This window comes from Priestia sp. FSL P4-0332 (genome assembly GCF_038005845.1).
Lineage (GTDB): Bacteria > Bacillota > Bacilli > Bacillales > Bacillaceae_H > Priestia.
The window spans coordinates 1,500,789-1,517,114 of record NZ_JBBOUA010000001.1; the positions used below are offsets into that span (position 1 = coordinate 1,500,789).

The window sequence follows — 16,326 nt, forward strand, 5'->3', positions numbered from 1 at the left end:
TCTTTTAGGTATCCTAATATGAAAATCCATATTTATCGCTTAAGAGGGCATCCATTTTATTTAATAAGCGAAAATATTCTTCCTGTTCTTCTACAGTTAGAGCTGACAGCATATCTTTTAAAAATCCATTTCGCTTCTCTGTAATTATTGAAACAAGTTTCTTTGATTCATCGGTCAATGAAACCCACACGACTCTCCGGTCTTTTTCGTCTCGCACGCGCTTAATGAGAGATTCTTCTTCCAATTGATTTAATAAGCTAGTTGTAGCGCCCGAGGTTAAGTGAAGTTTATTTGAAATATCTGCTACCATATACTTTGTGCCGCTGGCAATGTAGTTTAAGATATAAAATTTAGTGGGGGTTAAGTGATAAGGCTGTGTTTTTAATGTTTCTTCGACTAAATGTCGCATATATTGAAAAAAAGATGTGTTAATTTGATAAAGGTGTTCAATTTTTGACTCTAAATTGTTAGCCATGCTAGCTTCCATCTCCTTGTACACTACCGACATATATAAACTAACTCTAAAATAAAATGAAACAATTGTAAAGGATGGCAATGATTATCTTTAACCACCATTATTATTTTTAAATTAATATCTTTACGAAAAAATATCTTTATGATAAAGTTATTTAGGTGGTTAACCAAATAGATGATTATAAAGAAACATATCTCATAATAGATGGGGATAATATCTTTATGAAAAAGCTATATAAAAAAAGTAATTTTATTATTGAAGTATTAAGGAGGAGTAATGAATGTCTAGAAGTCGCTTAATGGTAACAAATTTTATTGGAATCATCGTTATTTTAGCTTTATTAATTGGAGGAGGATATTATTACGTTCAAAAATCGAACTATATTACAACGGATAACGCTAAAGTATTCGGAGATGTATACAATGTAGTTGCACCTGCAGCAGGTAAAGTAGCAAGCTGGACAGTAGAAGAAGGAAATGATGTATCAAAAGATGCTGAAATTGCTAAAATTCAAGCTGAAAAAGGGTCTGTAGCTGCTACAGTACCAGCAGATGGAAAAATTATTCAAACAAACGTAAAAGAAAATCAAATGGTTCAAGCTGGACAGCAAATTGCAACGGAAGTAGATATGAAAGACCTATTTATCGTAGCAAATATTAAAGAAGATCAGCTTAAGGATATTAAAGAAGGCGACGATGTAGATGTAACGGTAGACGGAGACAGCAGTGCAAAAATCGACGGTAAAGTCGAAGAAATTGGATATGCAACCAATTCACTTTCATCTTTAACATCCAACTCAAGCTCAGATGGAAACTACACAAAAGTGTCTCAAACGGTTCCTGTGAAAATTTCTATTTCTAATTATTCAGAGCATGTTCTGCCAGGTATGAACGCCGAAGTGAAAATTTCGAAAGACTAATTCTTACTACAACAGTTCAAGAAGGGAGGAAATATGATGACAGCCAGTATAGAAAACACAAGTGATGGATCCATCAAAAAGCATATTCCGCTATTAATTGTTTTAATGCTTGGTTTGTTTCTTGCAATATTAAACCAAACGTTACTAAACGTAGCCATCCCGCATTTGATTACTGAGTTTGGCGTAACGGCAAATACAGCTCAGTGGCTGTTAACTGGATATATGCTTGTGAACGGGGCGTTAATTCCGCTTTCAGCTTTTTTAATTGAACGATTTGGTGTACGTCGCTTGTTCTTATTTGCAATGTTTTGTTTTACAGTAGGATCATTGATTTGCGGAATTGCACCTACGTTTCCCATTATGCTTACGGGCCGTTTAATTCAAGCTATTGGCGGAGGTGTCTTATCGCCTCTTGTCATGACTATTATTGTGTTTATTTTCCCTCCTCACATGCGAGGAAAAGGGATGGGGATTTTTGGATTGGCCATGATGTTCGCACCGGCTATTGGTCCAACTTTATCTGGATGGGTTATTCAAAACTATGATTGGCACATCCTTTTTAACGGCATGGTGCCATTAGGTGCCATTGTACTGATTATTGCTTTCTTTCAATTAAAAGATATTCAGCCTCCAAAAGATGTAAAAGTACACATGCCTTCTGTTGTGACATCACTTGCAGGTATGGGGTTATTGCTTTATGGATTCAGTGAAGCTGGAAATGACGGCTGGACGGATCCAGTTGTTCTTTCTACAATCATTGGCGGGGCAGTGCTGTTAATTATATTTGTCCTTCAGCAAATTAAATCTGAAAAGCCGCTGTTGGATATGCGGGTATTTAAATATAATATCTTTTCATTATCGAATATTATTAGTATTGCAATTACAATCAGTATGTACGCAGGTATGTTCTTACTTCCAATTTACTTGCAAAACATCCGCGGCTATTCTGCTTTTGATTCAGGACTCCTGTTACTTCCTGGAGCACTTGTTATGCTGGTTATGTCGCCAATTTCAGGTACATTGTTTGATAAAGTGGGACCTCGTCCGCTAGCAATCGTTGGTATGCTCATTACATCTATTTCAACGTTTGAATTTACGAAGCTGACGATGGATACACCGTTTAATCATATTTTAGGGATTTATATTATCCGTTCGTTTGGTATGTCACTTTTAATGATGCCGATTATGACAGCCGGTTTAAATCAGCTTCCGCAGCGACTAAGCAGTCACGGAACATCAATGTCTAATACGCTTCGTCAAGTAAGTGGTTCAATTGGTATTAGTTTGATGACGACGATTTTTACGAACCGTACAACGTATCATGTAAATGAAATCAGCAGTTCCATGAATACGTCAGATCCATTCTTTATGAATAGCTTTCATTTATTCGTCCAAAAAGTGGCCGCTACTTTGCATTTATCACAAGATCAAGCTCAGCAGCAAGCGCTCACGATTTTATCTGGAAAAATGACGCAGCAAGGTACGATTCAAGGTATTAACGATGCCTTCTACTGGGCAACAGCGATTTCTGTTATCGGTTTGATTTTAAGCTTCTTCCTTCGTGACGTACGTAAAGATAAAGTAGTCGAAGAAAAGAAATCAGAAGCTCAAGAGGAAGATATTCGTATGCTTCCAGCTCCCAAAAGTATAAATTCATAAGGAGCTATAGAAATCTAACGTTCATCATAAGACATGTTAGAGAGAAAGGGGCGGTGAGGTGGATGGATCCAATGATATTTGGTGAAGAAATTCAAAAAATTTCAATATCTTTAAACAAAAAAGTAATGACAAATGTAAAAAGTCTTTTACAGCATTACGGAATTACCCCTTTTCAATATCATATTTTACTGATTGTTGAACGATCACATACAATACCTGTTACCAAAGTGGCAGACGAAATGAAGGCGAGTCCAAGCGTTATCACAGCATCGATTACACGTTTGTATGAACTGAATCTTGTGGAGCGCTACCATTCAAAAGATGATCGGCGTAAAGTTATGATTGAACTTACAAACAAGGGGAAACAAGTCATTCGAGCTGCTGAGAAAGACATGCAGCAAGAAGTTGAAAAACTGTTTGCATGCTATAAAGAAGAAGAACAGCAGCACTTTCTTACGCTCTGTCGGCAGTTAGATGAACATGTGACTTGAACTTGAATAGACAAAAGTATATTGAGTTAAGCGGAGTGAGTGTAAATGGATAAAGAGATGGTAAAAAACATTCGGAAAAACTACAATATGAATCAGCGCAGCTTTGCTCAAGCGGTGAACTGCAGTTTTTCTTTAATTGCACTGGTTGAAGTGGGTAAGCGAAGAGTAACAAAAAACTTGGAGGACAAAATTAAACAAGCATTTCAATTGAATGATCATGATTTAAAAACACTGCAGAGCTAATACAAAAAGTAGGTGTGTGAAACGAGCGCACCTACTTTTTTTCGTCTTGGTTTTTTGTAAGAGGATCTACGGTATGTTTGTAATCATAAGCTTTCGAAGTAGTAATTACGCATAGCAGTAAAATAACAAATACAATGATAATAGAGAGCGTAATAATGACAATCATCTAAAGCATCCTTTCTTTTTCTCGTTATGTATGCTTTCGGTCTTATTAGTAAAATTCCTTCTTTCCCCACATAGTGCAGAAATGACAAACGCATACTAATAACAGTCTAGAATAAAGGAGTGTTTATAATGAATGAAAAAGAGTTGAAAAAACAATTAAAAAAGGTAGCGGATTATCCTGCATCTAAAGCAGATGGAGTAGACGAAGAGTTTTCTCGTGAATTAGCAGACCAAGCCGATTTAGAAGCACAGGCTAGAGCGAACGCTGCAGATGAAAGACAAAAAAATAATAACTGAGGCTGGGATAAAAGTATTTTGGCCCAAGTGAAAAACGAACAACTAATCAAACATTTTGATTAGTTGTTCGTTTTTAGATTGGATTAATGTTGTTATCTCTCAGCCTCGTTTGTTATTTTTTCAAAAGCAAATAAACAAAATAAGGAGCACCGATTACGGCGGCGACAATTCCTGCTGGTACACCGTTAGGATCGGCAATATTATGTCCTATTGTGTCTGCAATCAGCAAAAGCCAACCGCCAAGTAAAATAGCGACGGGAATAAAAAGCTGATTTCTCGGTCCCACTAAGCCTTTAGCAATATGAGGAGCAAGAAGTCCAATAAAAGCAACGCCGCCCGTCACTGAAACTGCCGCTGCCGCTAATGCAACCGCGGCTAAAAGCAATGTTATACGTTCTTTCTCCATAGAAATGCCGACTCCAATAGCTGCAGCTTCATTTAAATTAAAAATGTTTAATGAGTTTGCTTTGTACAATATAAAAGGAATCAAGACAAGAAGCCAAGGTAGAAGAGCCCATATAAAAGGCCAGTCTGTCCCCCAGATGTTCCCTGCAATCCATTTAGCAATAAAATCAACTTTAGCGCGATCAGCTGATGACATAATCACCACCATCATTCCAGAAAGAGCCATCGAAAAACCTACGCCTGTTAAGATAAGCTTTACAGGCTGCAGTCCTTGGCTTTTACTATATGCACAAAGATAGATGAGACTAGCTGTAAACAAGGCACCGATGAACCCTACTAGCGGAAGGGCATAGACGAAAGAACCAGCTTCAATTGGGGCAAATAAAAAGAATACAGCAATTGCGACTCCTGCTCCTGAATTAATTCCTATAATCCCAGGTTCCGCTAAATCATTGCGCGTAACACCTTGTAAGATAGCTCCTGATAAAGCTAGAGCCATTCCTGCTAGAAGCGTGATGATAATGCGCGGAAGTCGAATTGAAAAAAGGACGAACTCATCTGCAAAATCACCTTTGCCAAAAAGAGTAGGAAACACTTTATTATAAGGAAGGGGTGCATCACCGAGCGCCATTCCTATCACAACCGTTCCAAGAATCAAAACAGTGAGCAGCATCATAATTATTCGTTGTTTTCTAATAAGCACTGGGTGAATCATGAGAATGCTTTTCCTCCTTTACGAACAATGACTAAAAAGAAAGGTAAACCAATCATCGATACAACTGCTGCTATCGGTGTTTCATAAGGAGCACTTACTGTTCGAGCCAATGTATCAGCAAGCAGCATAAACGCTGCGCCAGTGATAGCGGACATAGGGATGATATAACGATAGTCGGTTCCTACGATTCCTCGTACAATATGAGGAATCATCAAGCCAATAAACACCATGTTTCCGACTAGCGCAACAGAAGCGCCGGCAAGAAGAATCATGACGACAAATAAAATGATTTTGACTTTTGTTGTTTGCTGGCCTAACCCTACAGCGACTTCTTCATTTAAGCTCAAAATAGTAAGCTGCCGAGAAAGCAAAAGGGCAATGAATATACCGCCGACAATAAAAGGAACGATGATTTGAAGCTGTTCCCAAGAAGTGCCTACAATTCCGCCAGCAGTCCACATGGATACATCTTTTGAAATCTTAAAATAAATACCGAAGCCTTCTCCAATGGCATATAGAAATGCTGAAACGGCAGCCCCCGCTAGTACAATTCGAAGCGGAGAAAATCCTCCTCTTTTTATAGCAGCAATTCCAAACACCAGGATTGCGCCAACCCCGGCTCCTATAAAGCAAGCAATCGTAATACCCAAATAATTTATAGAAGGGATCAAGGCAATTGTTACAGCTAAAGCCGCATTTGCGCCAGACGTTAACCCTAAGAGTCCTGGATCTGCAAGAGGGTTTCTTGTCATACCTTGCATAATTGCTCCTGATACGGATAAAGCAGCGCCAACAAAAACAGCGGCGATTTCACGGGGTAAACGAATATCCCGGATGATCGAGATGTGTTCGTTTACAGTGCTTGATGAAAGTGCTAACCACACATCTTTTATAGATATATCAGCAGCGCCAAAAACCATTGAAGAAACAAACATTGTGATGAATACGAACAGCATACCTATTAATTTATATAAAAAGGGAATGAAACGCTGATTGTCTTTTTTCATAAAACACCCATCTTTTCATGTGAGAATAAATTTAGTAACACAAAGCAAGAGGAATCCTAAAAAGAATTCCTCTTGAATGAATTACTTACCAAGAAATTTTTGAGTAAAGAAATCTAGTTGATAATCTAGTGTGATTGGATCATTAAAATAAAATTCTTTTGCATTTGCTTCAAATACGTGATTGTTCTTTACAGCAGGAATATTTTTGTACGTATCTGTTTTCTCAAATGATGTATCTCCATCTTGGTTTTTGCTAAAGATTAAATAATCTCCGGCATATTCAGGAAGAACTTCCGGTGAAATTGCATAGTACCCATCTTTCAAAGCCATTTTTTTTACCTTCTGCGGCATTTTTAATTTCATTTCTTGATAAAGAATCTCCGTTCCGCGTCCCCAGTTATTCCCAAACACATAAAGCTGTTTGTCAAAGTTCTCAATAACTGAAACCGTGGCATCTTCGCCAATTTTAGCTTTGATGTCAGAACCAGCTTTTGCCGCACGCTTTTTAAAGTCGTCTACCCATGATTGTGCTTCTTTTTCTTTATTTAATAGCTTTCCAATTTCTACATGCTGAGTAAGGTAATCTACTTTATCGTATGTATACGTGACAGTAGGGGCAATTTTTTTCAATTTATCAATGTTTTTTGTAGTAGATAAGCCAATAATTAAGTCAGGCTTTAATTCAATGATCTTTTCTAAATTTTCCTCTGATACTTCTTCGACGCCTTTTAATTTCTTTTCAAAGCGGGGATTCATTTTAGACCATGAGTCCACTCCGACAATGTTAACACCTAAAGAAAGTACGTTACCTGCATAGGAACCTAAAACAACAACACGTTTCGGATTAGCCGGAACTTTTACAGGGCCGTCTTCAGATTGATATGTGATCGTCTTGGATTCGCTGTTTTTGCTAGAATCATTTTTACTTTCAGTTGAACCGTTGCTGCAGGCACTAATAAGTAGTACGAATATAAGCATGAATGGAAGCAGTAATTTTTTCATTTAGTTATCTCCTCTTAATAAGTTATATGTGATGCACATTGGTTTATTTGTTCTCGGATCCCGCCCAATTTCAGCGTCGATATGAAACACTTTTTTTAGAACGTCCTGCGTAATGACTTCTTCACATTTTCCGGCTTTGACAATTTCTCCATCTTTTAAAGCGATAATATAATCCGCAAAGCGAGCGGCTTGATTTAGATCATGAAGCACCATTACAACTGTACGTTCTTGCTCTTTGTTTAGTTTTTGCAGGAGTTCAAGTACTTCTAACTGATGAGCCATATCCAAGTAGGTAGTAGGCTCATCGAGGAATATAATATCGGTTTCTTGAGCTAAAGCCATCGCAATCCACACTCGCTGGCGCTGACCGCCTGAAAGAGAGTCAACGGGACGAAACTTGTAATCTTTTGTTCCGGTTACTTCAAGCGCCCAGTCAATCATTTTATAGTCTTCTTTCGATAGACGCCCAAAACCTTTTTGATAGGGAAATCGCCCATAAGATACAAGTTCTCCAACAGTTAGGCCGCTGGCACTTTCTGGTGTCTGAGGGAGAATCGCCATTTTTTTAGCGAGTGATTTTGTATGTTCCGTTGAAATGTTTTCGCCATCTAAAATGACGGAGCCAGATTGATGGGAAATAATGCGGGTGATGGCTTTTAAAAGCGTTGATTTGCCGCATCCGTTTGAACCAATAATCGTGGTAATCTTTTTGTCTGGAATGTTAACGCTTAAATTCTTAACTATTAGACGTTCACCATAACTAATATGTAATTTCTCTGTATATAGGCGAACCATATTTGCCCCTCCGTTTGCGTTTAATACAACGATACTTGATAATGATTATCAATGTCGTTTACTTTACATACTATAATTCGAACGTTTTCAGATGTCAATAGTTATTTTTATTGTCAAAACGGTGAAGAAGATGTATATTCAAATGAGAATGATAATCAATAACGATTAATTGCAAGGAGTGGATGTTTATGACAAAAAACGAACTGTTTGACGTGACAATTATAGGAGGGGGGCCGGCTGGCCTTTACTCGACTTTTTATAGTGGACTAAGAGAAATGAAAACAAAGCTAATTGAATATCAGCCAAAGCTAGGCGGAAAGCTTCACGTTTATCCTGAAAAAATGATTTGGGATGTCGGAGGCCAAACTCCTATTACTGGTGCGAAGCTTATTGAACAGCTTGTTGAACAAGGGCTGACGTTTGCTCCAACTGTTGTTTTAAATGAGAAAGTTGACTCCATTTCCCGCTTAGAAGATGGTATTTTCCAGCTGACGAGTTCTTCAGGGAAACATCATTACTCTAAAACGATTATCCTTGCTGTGGGAGGAGGTATTTTAAATCCGCAAAAGCTCAAAATCGAAGGGGCAGAACGATTTGAAGTAACAAACTTAAACTATACGGTTAAATCTCTGCAGCATTTTAAAAATAAAACGGTGATTGTTTCCGGAGGAGGTAATTCAGCCATTGATTGGGCAAATGAGCTAGAGCCCGTTGCTGAAAAGGTATATATTACGTATCGAAACAGTGAACTAACTGGTCATGAAGCACAGGTGAGACAATTAATAAACAGTTCAGCTCACTGTCTGCTTAACACATCTATTACAAAATTAGTGGCTGATGCGACGCATGAATTTATTGAAACAGTTGAGCTGACTAATCATCAAACCGGTGAGATTTCTTATTTGCCGGTTGAAGAAGTTATCATTAATCACGGTTATGAAAGAGATACAGAGCTGTTAAAAAACAGTAAACTACATATCAAAACCATTGATGACTATTACATCGCAGGTAATGCAGCAAGCGAAACGTCTGTAGAAGGCGTATATGCAGCGGGAGATATTCTCATGCACGAAGGGAAAGTCCATTTAATTACGGGTGCTTTTCAAGATGCTGCTAATGCCGTAAACAAAGCAAAACAATTCGTTCAGCCTTCTGCGGCTAAGACAGCTATGGTTTCTTCTCACAATGAAGTATTCAAAAAGCGTAATTCAACACTAATTAAACAAATGATGAAGTAAAGCGAGATGCAGGGTGCATGTCGCTTCTTTCTCTACGGTAGAATTATCTAAGTAAGGAGGAAGGGAACGAAAAAAGAAAAGAGAAATATAATAAAAGAAAACGCTTACATTTTTAAAGATGACACAGCGCTTGTTTGCATAAGGGGGAAGTCGTATGAACGAAAAAGAGAAATATCAGTTTGAAACAAAAGCCATTCACGCAGGGTATGAATCAAAACATCATTTTGATAGTTTAGCTCCGCCTATTTATCAAACGTCTACATTTACATTTTCATCTCTAGAACAAGGTGCAAACCGGTTTAGCGGAGCAGAAGATGGTTATGTATATTCCCGATTATCTAATCCAACGATCACCATTTTAGAAGAGCGTATGGCACAGCTTGAAGAAGGAGAAGCCGCTTTGGCATTTGGATCGGGAATGGCTGCAGTATCGGCTGTATTGATTGGACTTACAAAAGCAGGCGATCATATTTTGTGTTCTAAAGGAGTGTATGGATGCACGTTTGGTCTCTTAGAAATGCTTGAGGAAAAATATCAAATCCGTCATTCTTTCTCCAACTTGGAAACTGAGGAAGAAATTCTTGCTGCTATCAGAAAAGATACAGCATGTATTTATATTGAAACACCGATTAACCCGACTATGACTTTAGTAGATTTAGAGTTAGTTACTTCTATCGCCAAACAAAAAGGAATTCCTGTGGTAGTAGACAATACCTTTTCAACTCCTTATTTGCAGCAGCCGCTGAAGCTTGGATGCGACTTAGTCATTCATAGCGCAACAAAATTTATTGGTGGACACGGAGATGTTGTCGCGGGAATTGTAGTAGGGAACGAAGAGGTTATTTCCGTACTGCGCAAAACGACGCAAAAAGATATCGGAGGCATTCTTTCACCGTTTGATGCTTGGCTGTTACTCCGAGGCTTAAAAACGCTGGCCGTTCGAATGGATCGTCACTGTGAAAATGCTGAATATATCGCAAAACAATTAAGTCTCCATCCCAAGGTGAAAGCCGTTTATTATCCAGGTGATAAAAAGAGCACTGCTTATTCTCTCATGCAAAAGCAAATGAAAAAAGGAGGGGGGCTTCTCTCCTTTGAAGTGAAAGGAGGTTATGAAGAAACCGTAAAAGTGGTTAATCAGCTTAAGCTCATTTCCATTGCGGTGAGTCTTGGAGATGCTGAAACACTTATTCAGCATCCTGCCTCGATGACGCATGCAGTTGTGCCGGAAGAAGCTCGAAAAGAAATGGGAATCTCAAACGAACTCCTTCGCTTATCAGTTGGACTGGAAGCATGGGAAGATATTATGAGAGATTTACAGCAGGCATTAGATAGTATATAAAAAAACAACGCTTGAAGTATCTTAAGGATATTTCAAGCGTTGTTTTTTGAATATCAACCGTATGTCATCACTCATACATCCTTTTTTGCGAGTGGAACTTTACCTACATCTTTAGACAAATGTCCTAGACAGAAGAGATGCCTTTCAATAGACTAAAGGTTATCTGTGAAAATACAATATTTAGGTAAGGAAGGTGCTCTGCTATTATGCTTCATAATCCAACTGGGAAAAAACGTCTAGGATTGGCGTTTCTTCTCAGCACGCTTGCGATATTAGGTCCGCTTAATATCGATATGTATTTGCCAAGTTTTCCTGCTATTGCTGATCATTTAGATGCGCGAGCTTCACTTGTTCAGCTTAGTTTAACATCGTGTTTACTAGGCCTTGCCGTTGGTCAAATCGTGATTGGTCCAATCAGTGATGCGAAGGGAAGAAAAGGACCTTTACTCATTTCCATCTCTTTATTTATGCTATCGTCATTGCTCTGTGCGCTGGCTCCTACTATCACGGCTTTAGTTATCGCACGCTTTTTGCAGGGGTTTACGGCTTCGGCAGGAGTTGTTCTTTCTCGAGCCATTGTCAGAGACGTTTTTAGTGGAAGAGAGCTTACGAAGTTTTTTGCTCTGTTAATGGTTATCAATGCCTTTGCACCAATGATAGCACCAATGGCCGGAGGTGCTATTTTACTTCTTCCTTTTGCAAGTTGGCATACTATTTTCTTGTTTTTAAGTTTAATAGGTCTTTTAATTGTTTTAACAATCTCAATGCGTTTAAAAGAAACTTTGCCAATTGAAAATAGAACGCCAAGTTCAATTGGTCATTCCGTTCGCACAATGGGCAGTTTATTACAAGACCGTTCTTTTATTGGTTATGCCTTAATTGTCGGACTGGTCCACGGAGGAAGCTTTGCTTATGTATCAGGCACTCCATTTGTCTATCAAGGGATCTACCATGTTTCTCCGCAAGTTTTTAGCATTTTGTTTGGGATTAACGGCTTGGCCATTGTGACTGGAAGCTTTATTATTGGGCGCTTTAGCGGAATTCTTCATGAAAGAAGCCTGCTTCGCATTGCCGTGATTACGGCTGTAAGTGCTACTAGCGTACTTCTTATCATGACCATGCTTAAAGGGCCGCTGGCTACGATTGTTATTCCCATTTTTATTTACATGATCTCTATAGGAATGACGATCACAGGCTCGGTGACATTGGCAATGAAAAATCAAGGACATAGAGCAGGAAGTGCGAGTGCCGTGTTAGGCATGCTTCCACTAACTTTAGGATCAATTGTTTCTCCTTTAGTGGGTATTAACGAAACCACAGCGATTCCGATGGCTGCTATTTTATTTAGTACGGCGCTTTTGGGTTTTGTAGCTTTCTTTACGTTAACTAAAAACAAGAAAGAAACAGAAAAGTGCGACGTTAACGAGTTTAAAACGGAAGTTTCTCCGTAATCACTTTTTTGATTGTTTGAAAGCATCACTCCTTTGTGAAAATGAGTGATGCAAATTTATTCAAGTATTGGATAATATATGCTAACCTTAGGGCATGATCGAAAGGAGTGGATAATAATGAGTAAAGTAGTTCCTGAAATAACCCTTAATGACGGGGTAACCTTGCCTGCTATAGGCTTTGGTACATACAAACTTAACGGAAATGAAGGAGTCAACGCTATAACGAGTGCGATTGATGTAGGGTATCGTCTAATTGATACGGCTTATAATTACGAAAATGAAGGCACCGTGGGCCAAGCTCTTCGAAGAACGCCGGTTTCTAGACAAGAACTATTCGTTACGTCTAAACTCCCAGGGCGATACCATACGTATGACAAAGCAATTCCTACCATCCAAGAATCTTTATATCGCGCGAATTTAGACTATTATGATTTGTATCTTATTCATTGGCCTAATCCTAAACAAGATCATTATGTAGAAGCTTGGCAAGCATTGATTGATGCGAAGCGCTGGGGCTTGATTCGTTCAATTGGTGTTTGCAATTTTCTTCCCGAGCATGTTGAGCGCTTGGAAAAAGAGACCGGCATTTTACCAAGTATCAATCAAATAGAACTGCATCCTTTTTTTAATCAACATCAATATCGAAATTGGTATCAGGAGAAAAACATTCAAATTGAATCTTGGAGTCCACTAGGGCGAGCAAGTGCTGTTTTAGAAAATGAAGCAATTAAACAAATTGCCGACCGTCATAATAAGACAGTTTCACAAGTGATTTTGCGATGGCATTATCAGCTAGGGGCGATTTCAATTCCAAAATCGTCATCTCGCAAGCGGCAGCTTGAAAACATATCTATTTTTTCATTTTCTTTAGATGAAACTGAGATGAATATGATTTCAGAATTGAACCGCGAGGATGGAAGACTTAATAATCAAGACCCCGCTGCTTATGAAGAATTTTAACTATAAGGCCTCACTTATTTTTTAAGTGAGGCTTTTATTCTATGATTTTTCATTATTTAAGAGTGAAAATAGTCCGTTTAGTTCTAACGATTGTAGGAGAAAATGTGTTAAAATATTCCGAAAAAAGGAGTGGTGAACCATGGAAGAAGTAGTAAAAGCGATTCAAGACGAATATCCGGATGATTTTGCATGGTGTTACGGCTGCGGCCGATTAAACCAGGACGGCTATCATTTTCGCACAGGATGGCTAGGAGAAAAAACTATTACCCTTTATACACCTAAGGCTGAACATACAGCTATACCAGGATTTGTTTATGGCGGACTTCTTGCATCACTGATTGATTGCCATGGAACAGGCTCTGCATCTCTTGCTCTATACCGTAAAAATGGCTACGAAATAGGAGATTCAGCAGAGCCGCCGCGGTTTGTTACCGGTTCTCTCCACGTAGATTTTAAAAAACCAACGCCACAGGGTGAAGTACTAAAAGCGATAGGAACGGTTGAAGAAATTCACCCGAAGAAATGGAGAGTTAAAACAGAAGTATACGCGAGTGACATCATTGTTGCGACCGGAGAAGTTGTGGCAGTTGTTATGCCAAGTACGTTTAAACGCAAAGAAGACTAAAAAATGCAAAACAGTTACATAAAAAGGGAGGAAAAGGTATGGGTAAATGTAATTTAGACCACTCGGTAGAAGATGTACAGCAGAAGTTTAACTCGCAGTCACAATGGCTGCCAGAAGATATTCGCTCGTTATTTCATGAGTTTCTCGTACGAAATCCTTCGCAAACAACATTAAACGAGATGTTTCATTTGCTGAAGAAATATGATTTGGTTGATGAACAAGAAAGAAAAGAGCGAGATCGAAAAATCAAATGGCTGATATTAAATAAAGAAGAGACGAACAACTAGAAGCAACTACATACAGTAAACCTACGCTTACGACCACAATGAAAAAATCCGAACGAGTTGGATTCTCCATCAAGAATCTCGCTTCATCGTTCGGATCTTTCTTCAAATAAAATACTTTTACCCCAGCCTCTTTTTAACGAGATTAAAAGTAATCACCACCACTTAAACCCGTCGTCTTCTAACAAATGATTTGAAGCTGCTGGTCCCATCGTACCCGCAGGATAAAAATGAAGAGGAAAGCGTTCATCATTAAAAACTTCTAAAATAGGTTGCACCCATTTCCAAGATAATTCAACTTCTTCCCAATGAGCAAAAAATGTGGAGTCTCCCTGTAAAGCATCAAATAACAGCAGTTCATAAGCTTCGGGTACTTCTTTTTGATTTGTTGAGAAATTGATAAAAATCGGTTCGATTTTATTGTCATTCAAAGGGTTTTTGCTGTTTAATTGCAGTGATATACCTTCATTTGGGCTGATTTCGACAACCAAAAGGTTGGGAATAACTTCTTCGTCTGTATAAACATCCTTTAAAGGATGTTTAAATTCAATGACGATACGCGTGCATTTTTTACTCATTCTTTTTCCTGTGCGAAGATAGAAAGGAACTCCTTTCCAAAGCTCATGATCAATCCATACCCGGACTGCTATAAATGTGTCATTAACGGAAGCAGCATTGATGTCGGGCTCATCTTTATATCCTATAACGGAACGATTTTGGATTTTTCCCGCTTCGTATTGACCTCTTATGACGTTAGAATGGATAAACTCTTTTTGTAGAGGGCGAAGGCTTTTCATAATTTTTATCTTTTGTTGGCGAGTCTTTGCGATGTTAAGTGTCTTTGGCAGCTGCATGGCAGTCATCATAAGCATTTGAAGCATATGGTTTTGGAACATATCCCTAATTGCACCGGACTGATCATAGTAATGCGCTCTTTCTTCTACACCAACTGTTTCACTAGCTGTAATTTGGACATTTGCAACGTAGTGATGATTCCATAGTGCTTGTAAAATAGGGTTTGCAGATGCTAGAGCCTCCAAATTTTGAATCATTGGTTTTCCCAGATAGTGGTCGATACGATAAATCTCTTCTTCATTGAACGTTTCAGTAAGCTTTTGATTTAACACTTGAGCAGATTGTAAATCGTGTCCGAAAGGCTTTTCGATAATAAGGCGTTTCCAGCCTTTTGTAGATCCCAATCCGCCGCTATTTATATTTGAAGCAATAACGTCTACAAATTCAGGAGCCACTGATAAATAGAAAAGACGATTTTCAGGAATATTTAATTCTGCTTCGCCTTCTTGAATAGCATGCAGCAACTGGTCATATCCATCACTATTGGTAACATCCATTTTATGATAGCGAACTGTCTTAAGAAATTCTTTTATCTTGGATTCACCTTGGCTAAAGCGCCTTGAAAAAGTCTTTACTGATTCTTCTACATATATTTGAAAGGCATCATCAGACCAGTTGCTTCTACCCGTACCAACAATAGAAAAGGAAGAAGGCAGCTTTTTATCTAAAAATAAATTATATAACGCAGGAAAAATTTTTCTTTTAGCTAAATCTCCTGTTGCTCCAAATAAGATAAAGGTCATGGAATCCACTTCTAACGCTTGTGGTGAATGAGACTTGAGACAATTATCACGTGAACGAGCTACACTGCCCAATTGATCTCCTCCTTTATTTTAACGGTCTATTGCAGTGAATATAGTCTTTTACCACCTTTACAGATTACAGTATAGCAGGTACAATTTTCCTTTATAAGTAGACACTTTATTTTCATATAGTGTCTAAAACTATACTATTACGCATAAAAAGGGAGGAAAAAGGATTGAGCAGACTTTTTAGCAAAACGTTTAACTGTGAAAAGGAATTAACGTTAACGATTATTGGAGGCAAGTGGAAAATGTTGATTATGTGGCACCTAGGAAAAGAAGGGACGAAACGATTTGGGGAGTTAAAGTCCATGATGCCGGGAATTACTCAGCGAATGTTAGTAAGTCAGCTGCGAGAATTAGAAGAAGATCAAATCGTTCACCGAAAAGTCTATCCGGTTGTCCCTCCAAAAGTTGAATATTCCTTGACTGAACACGGGAGAAGCTTGATGCCCATCCTTGAGAGCATGGATGAGTGGGGAAAAAATTATATGGAAACCGTTATAGAGCCTGAAATGAATAATTCCAGCCATATGGGTTAAAATCTTTTGTTGAAAAGGATAAAATTACACTTATTATTCAGAATTTTCTAACA

At 38.4% G+C, this 16,326-nt stretch carries 19 protein-coding genes; 12 read left to right on the plus strand and 7 right to left on the minus strand.

All coding sequences use genetic code 11. The features are described 5' to 3' along the window. Positions 1 to 13: 13 nt before the first annotated feature. Entirely contained in the window at positions 14 to 475 is a 462-nt protein-coding gene (locus tag MKY06_RS07635; RefSeq protein WP_013056226.1) for a MarR family winged helix-turn-helix transcriptional regulator, read from the minus strand. A gap of 280 nt (positions 476 to 755) precedes the next feature. On the opposite strand from MKY06_RS07635, the gene MKY06_RS07640 reads away from it, so the two are divergent. From MKY06_RS07640 to MKY06_RS07655, 4 genes are all read left to right on the plus strand, one after another. Further along, the gene (locus MKY06_RS07640) at positions 756 to 1,394 is read left to right on the plus strand and encodes an HlyD family efflux transporter periplasmic adaptor subunit (RefSeq protein WP_078081638.1); all 639 of its coding nucleotides are present in this window, start codon (positions 756 to 758) and stop codon (positions 1,392 to 1,394) included. Positions 1,395 to 1,427: 33 nt separating this feature from the next. Then, on the plus strand, positions 1,428 to 3,053 hold the full coding sequence (locus tag MKY06_RS07645; protein WP_013056228.1) for a DHA2 family efflux MFS transporter permease subunit: 1,626 nt from the start codon (positions 1,428 to 1,430) through the stop codon (positions 3,051 to 3,053). A 62-nt stretch (positions 3,054 to 3,115) separates the two neighbouring features. After that, positions 3,116 to 3,544, plus strand: coding sequence for a MarR family winged helix-turn-helix transcriptional regulator (locus tag MKY06_RS07650; protein WP_029324183.1), 429 nt, complete (start codon positions 3,116 to 3,118; stop codon positions 3,542 to 3,544). 45 nt (positions 3,545 to 3,589) lie between these two features. Next, on the plus strand, positions 3,590 to 3,787 hold the full coding sequence (locus MKY06_RS07655; protein WP_013056230.1) for a helix-turn-helix domain-containing protein: 198 nt from the start codon (positions 3,590 to 3,592) through the stop codon (positions 3,785 to 3,787). A 31-nt stretch (positions 3,788 to 3,818) separates the two neighbouring features. On the opposite strand, the gene ytzI is transcribed toward MKY06_RS07655, so the two are convergent. Then, complete coding sequence (ytzI, locus tag MKY06_RS07660; protein ID WP_081252125.1) at positions 3,819 to 3,953, minus strand: YtzI protein; 135 nt, start codon at positions 3,951 to 3,953, stop codon at positions 3,819 to 3,821. A 128-nt stretch (positions 3,954 to 4,081) separates the two neighbouring features. Between ytzI and MKY06_RS07665 the strand changes: the two genes are divergently transcribed. Continuing rightward, complete coding sequence (locus tag MKY06_RS07665) at positions 4,082 to 4,249, plus strand: YfhD family protein (protein WP_013056232.1); 168 nt, start codon at positions 4,082 to 4,084, stop codon at positions 4,247 to 4,249. A gap of 112 nt (positions 4,250 to 4,361) precedes the next feature. On the opposite strand, the gene MKY06_RS07670 is transcribed toward MKY06_RS07665, so the two are convergent. From MKY06_RS07670 to MKY06_RS07685, 4 genes are all read right to left on the minus strand, one after another. Then, complete coding sequence (locus MKY06_RS07670) at positions 4,362 to 5,369, minus strand: FecCD family ABC transporter permease (protein ID WP_013056233.1); 1,008 nt, start codon at positions 5,367 to 5,369, stop codon at positions 4,362 to 4,364. After that, positions 5,366 to 6,376: a FecCD family ABC transporter permease gene (locus MKY06_RS07675; RefSeq protein WP_029324184.1), complete on the minus strand. Its 1,011-nt coding sequence runs from the start codon at positions 6,374 to 6,376 to the stop codon at positions 5,366 to 5,368. The genes MKY06_RS07670 and MKY06_RS07675 overlap by 4 nt, the downstream gene beginning before the upstream one ends. An 81-nt stretch (positions 6,377 to 6,457) precedes the next feature. Beyond that, positions 6,458 to 7,378 carry an iron-hydroxamate ABC transporter substrate-binding protein gene (locus MKY06_RS07680; protein ID WP_029324185.1) on the minus strand — a complete coding sequence of 307 codons (921 nt, stop codon included), beginning with the start codon at positions 7,376 to 7,378 and terminating at the stop codon, positions 6,458 to 6,460. Continuing rightward, positions 7,379 to 8,173, minus strand: a complete 795-nt coding sequence (locus MKY06_RS07685) for an ABC transporter ATP-binding protein (protein WP_013056236.1) — start codon at positions 8,171 to 8,173, stop codon at positions 7,379 to 7,381. It lies immediately after the preceding gene. 188 nt (positions 8,174 to 8,361) lie between these two features. Here MKY06_RS07685 and MKY06_RS07690 point away from each other — a divergent pair, with 188 nt between their 5' ends. The 6 genes from MKY06_RS07690 to MKY06_RS07715 all read left to right on the plus strand — a co-directional run bounded on the left by MKY06_RS07690 (position 8,362) and on the right by MKY06_RS07715 (position 14,076). Beyond that, positions 8,362 to 9,411 (plus strand): NAD(P)/FAD-dependent oxidoreductase, encoded by a 1,050-nt coding sequence (locus MKY06_RS07690; RefSeq protein ID WP_029324186.1) that lies wholly within the window; start codon positions 8,362 to 8,364, stop codon positions 9,409 to 9,411. A 154-nt stretch (positions 9,412 to 9,565) separates the two neighbouring features. Then, a complete protein-coding gene (gene megL, locus MKY06_RS07695; RefSeq protein WP_013056238.1) occupies positions 9,566 to 10,753 on the plus strand; it encodes a methionine gamma-lyase in 1,188 nt (395 codons plus the stop codon). A 206-nt stretch (positions 10,754 to 10,959) separates the two neighbouring features. After that, complete coding sequence (locus MKY06_RS07700) at positions 10,960 to 12,204, plus strand: Bcr/CflA family efflux MFS transporter (RefSeq protein WP_064471497.1); 1,245 nt, start codon at positions 10,960 to 10,962, stop codon at positions 12,202 to 12,204. Between the two features lie 117 nt (positions 12,205 to 12,321). Continuing rightward, a complete protein-coding gene (locus MKY06_RS07705; protein WP_029324189.1) occupies positions 12,322 to 13,164 on the plus strand; it encodes an aldo/keto reductase in 843 nt (280 codons plus the stop codon). Positions 13,165 to 13,303: 139 nt separating this feature from the next. Further along, positions 13,304 to 13,789 (plus strand): PaaI family thioesterase, encoded by a 486-nt coding sequence (locus MKY06_RS07710; RefSeq protein WP_013056241.1) that lies wholly within the window; start codon positions 13,304 to 13,306, stop codon positions 13,787 to 13,789. A 38-nt stretch (positions 13,790 to 13,827) separates the two neighbouring features. Beyond that, on the plus strand, positions 13,828 to 14,076 hold the full coding sequence (locus MKY06_RS07715; protein ID WP_013056242.1) for a hypothetical protein: 249 nt from the start codon (positions 13,828 to 13,830) through the stop codon (positions 14,074 to 14,076). A 152-nt stretch (positions 14,077 to 14,228) separates the two neighbouring features. On the opposite strand, the gene zwf is transcribed toward MKY06_RS07715, so the two are convergent. Continuing rightward, on the minus strand, positions 14,229 to 15,743 hold the full coding sequence (gene zwf, locus MKY06_RS07720; RefSeq protein ID WP_078081641.1) for a glucose-6-phosphate dehydrogenase: 1,515 nt from the start codon (positions 15,741 to 15,743) through the stop codon (positions 14,229 to 14,231). Between the two features lie 164 nt (positions 15,744 to 15,907). Between zwf and MKY06_RS07725 the strand changes: the two genes are divergently transcribed. Next, positions 15,908 to 16,273 carry a winged helix-turn-helix transcriptional regulator gene (locus tag MKY06_RS07725; protein WP_013056244.1) on the plus strand — a complete coding sequence of 122 codons (366 nt, stop codon included), beginning with the start codon at positions 15,908 to 15,910 and terminating at the stop codon, positions 16,271 to 16,273. The last annotated feature ends 53 nt before the right edge of the window (positions 16,274 to 16,326 follow it).

Coding starts and splice junctions, on each gene's coding strand:
- MKY06_RS07670 (WP_013056233.1), bottom strand. CDS start 5,369: ATGATTCACCCAGTGCTTATTAGAAAACAACGAATAATTATGATGCTG.
- MKY06_RS07635 (WP_013056226.1), bottom strand. CDS start 475: ATGGCTAACAATTTAGAGTCAAAAATTGAACACCTTTATCAAATTAAC.
- MKY06_RS07645 (WP_013056228.1), top strand. CDS start 1,428: ATGATGACAGCCAGTATAGAAAACACAAGTGATGGATCCATCAAAAAG.
- MKY06_RS07680 (WP_029324185.1), bottom strand. CDS start 7,378: ATGAAAAAATTACTGCTTCCATTCATGCTTATATTCGTACTACTTATT.
- megL (WP_013056238.1), top strand. CDS start 9,566: ATGAACGAAAAAGAGAAATATCAGTTTGAAACAAAAGCCATTCACGCA.
- MKY06_RS07685 (WP_013056236.1), bottom strand. CDS start 8,173: ATGGTTCGCCTATATACAGAGAAATTACATATTAGTTATGGTGAACGT.
- MKY06_RS07640 (WP_078081638.1), top strand. CDS start 756: ATGTCTAGAAGTCGCTTAATGGTAACAAATTTTATTGGAATCATCGTT.
- MKY06_RS07655 (WP_013056230.1), top strand. CDS start 3,590: ATGGATAAAGAGATGGTAAAAAACATTCGGAAAAACTACAATATGAAT.
- MKY06_RS07665 (WP_013056232.1), top strand. CDS start 4,082: ATGAATGAAAAAGAGTTGAAAAAACAATTAAAAAAGGTAGCGGATTAT.
- ytzI (WP_081252125.1), bottom strand. CDS start 3,953: ATGATTGTCATTATTACGCTCTCTATTATCATTGTATTTGTTATTTTA.
- MKY06_RS07710 (WP_013056241.1), top strand. CDS start 13,304: ATGGAAGAAGTAGTAAAAGCGATTCAAGACGAATATCCGGATGATTTT.
- MKY06_RS07690 (WP_029324186.1), top strand. CDS start 8,362: ATGACAAAAAACGAACTGTTTGACGTGACAATTATAGGAGGGGGGCCG.
- MKY06_RS07700 (WP_064471497.1), top strand. CDS start 10,960: ATGCTTCATAATCCAACTGGGAAAAAACGTCTAGGATTGGCGTTTCTT.
- MKY06_RS07675 (WP_029324184.1), bottom strand. CDS start 6,376: ATGAAAAAAGACAATCAGCGTTTCATTCCCTTTTTATATAAATTAATA.
- MKY06_RS07705 (WP_029324189.1), top strand. CDS start 12,322: ATGAGTAAAGTAGTTCCTGAAATAACCCTTAATGACGGGGTAACCTTG.
- MKY06_RS07715 (WP_013056242.1), top strand. CDS start 13,828: ATGGGTAAATGTAATTTAGACCACTCGGTAGAAGATGTACAGCAGAAG.
- MKY06_RS07650 (WP_029324183.1), top strand. CDS start 3,116: ATGGATCCAATGATATTTGGTGAAGAAATTCAAAAAATTTCAATATCT.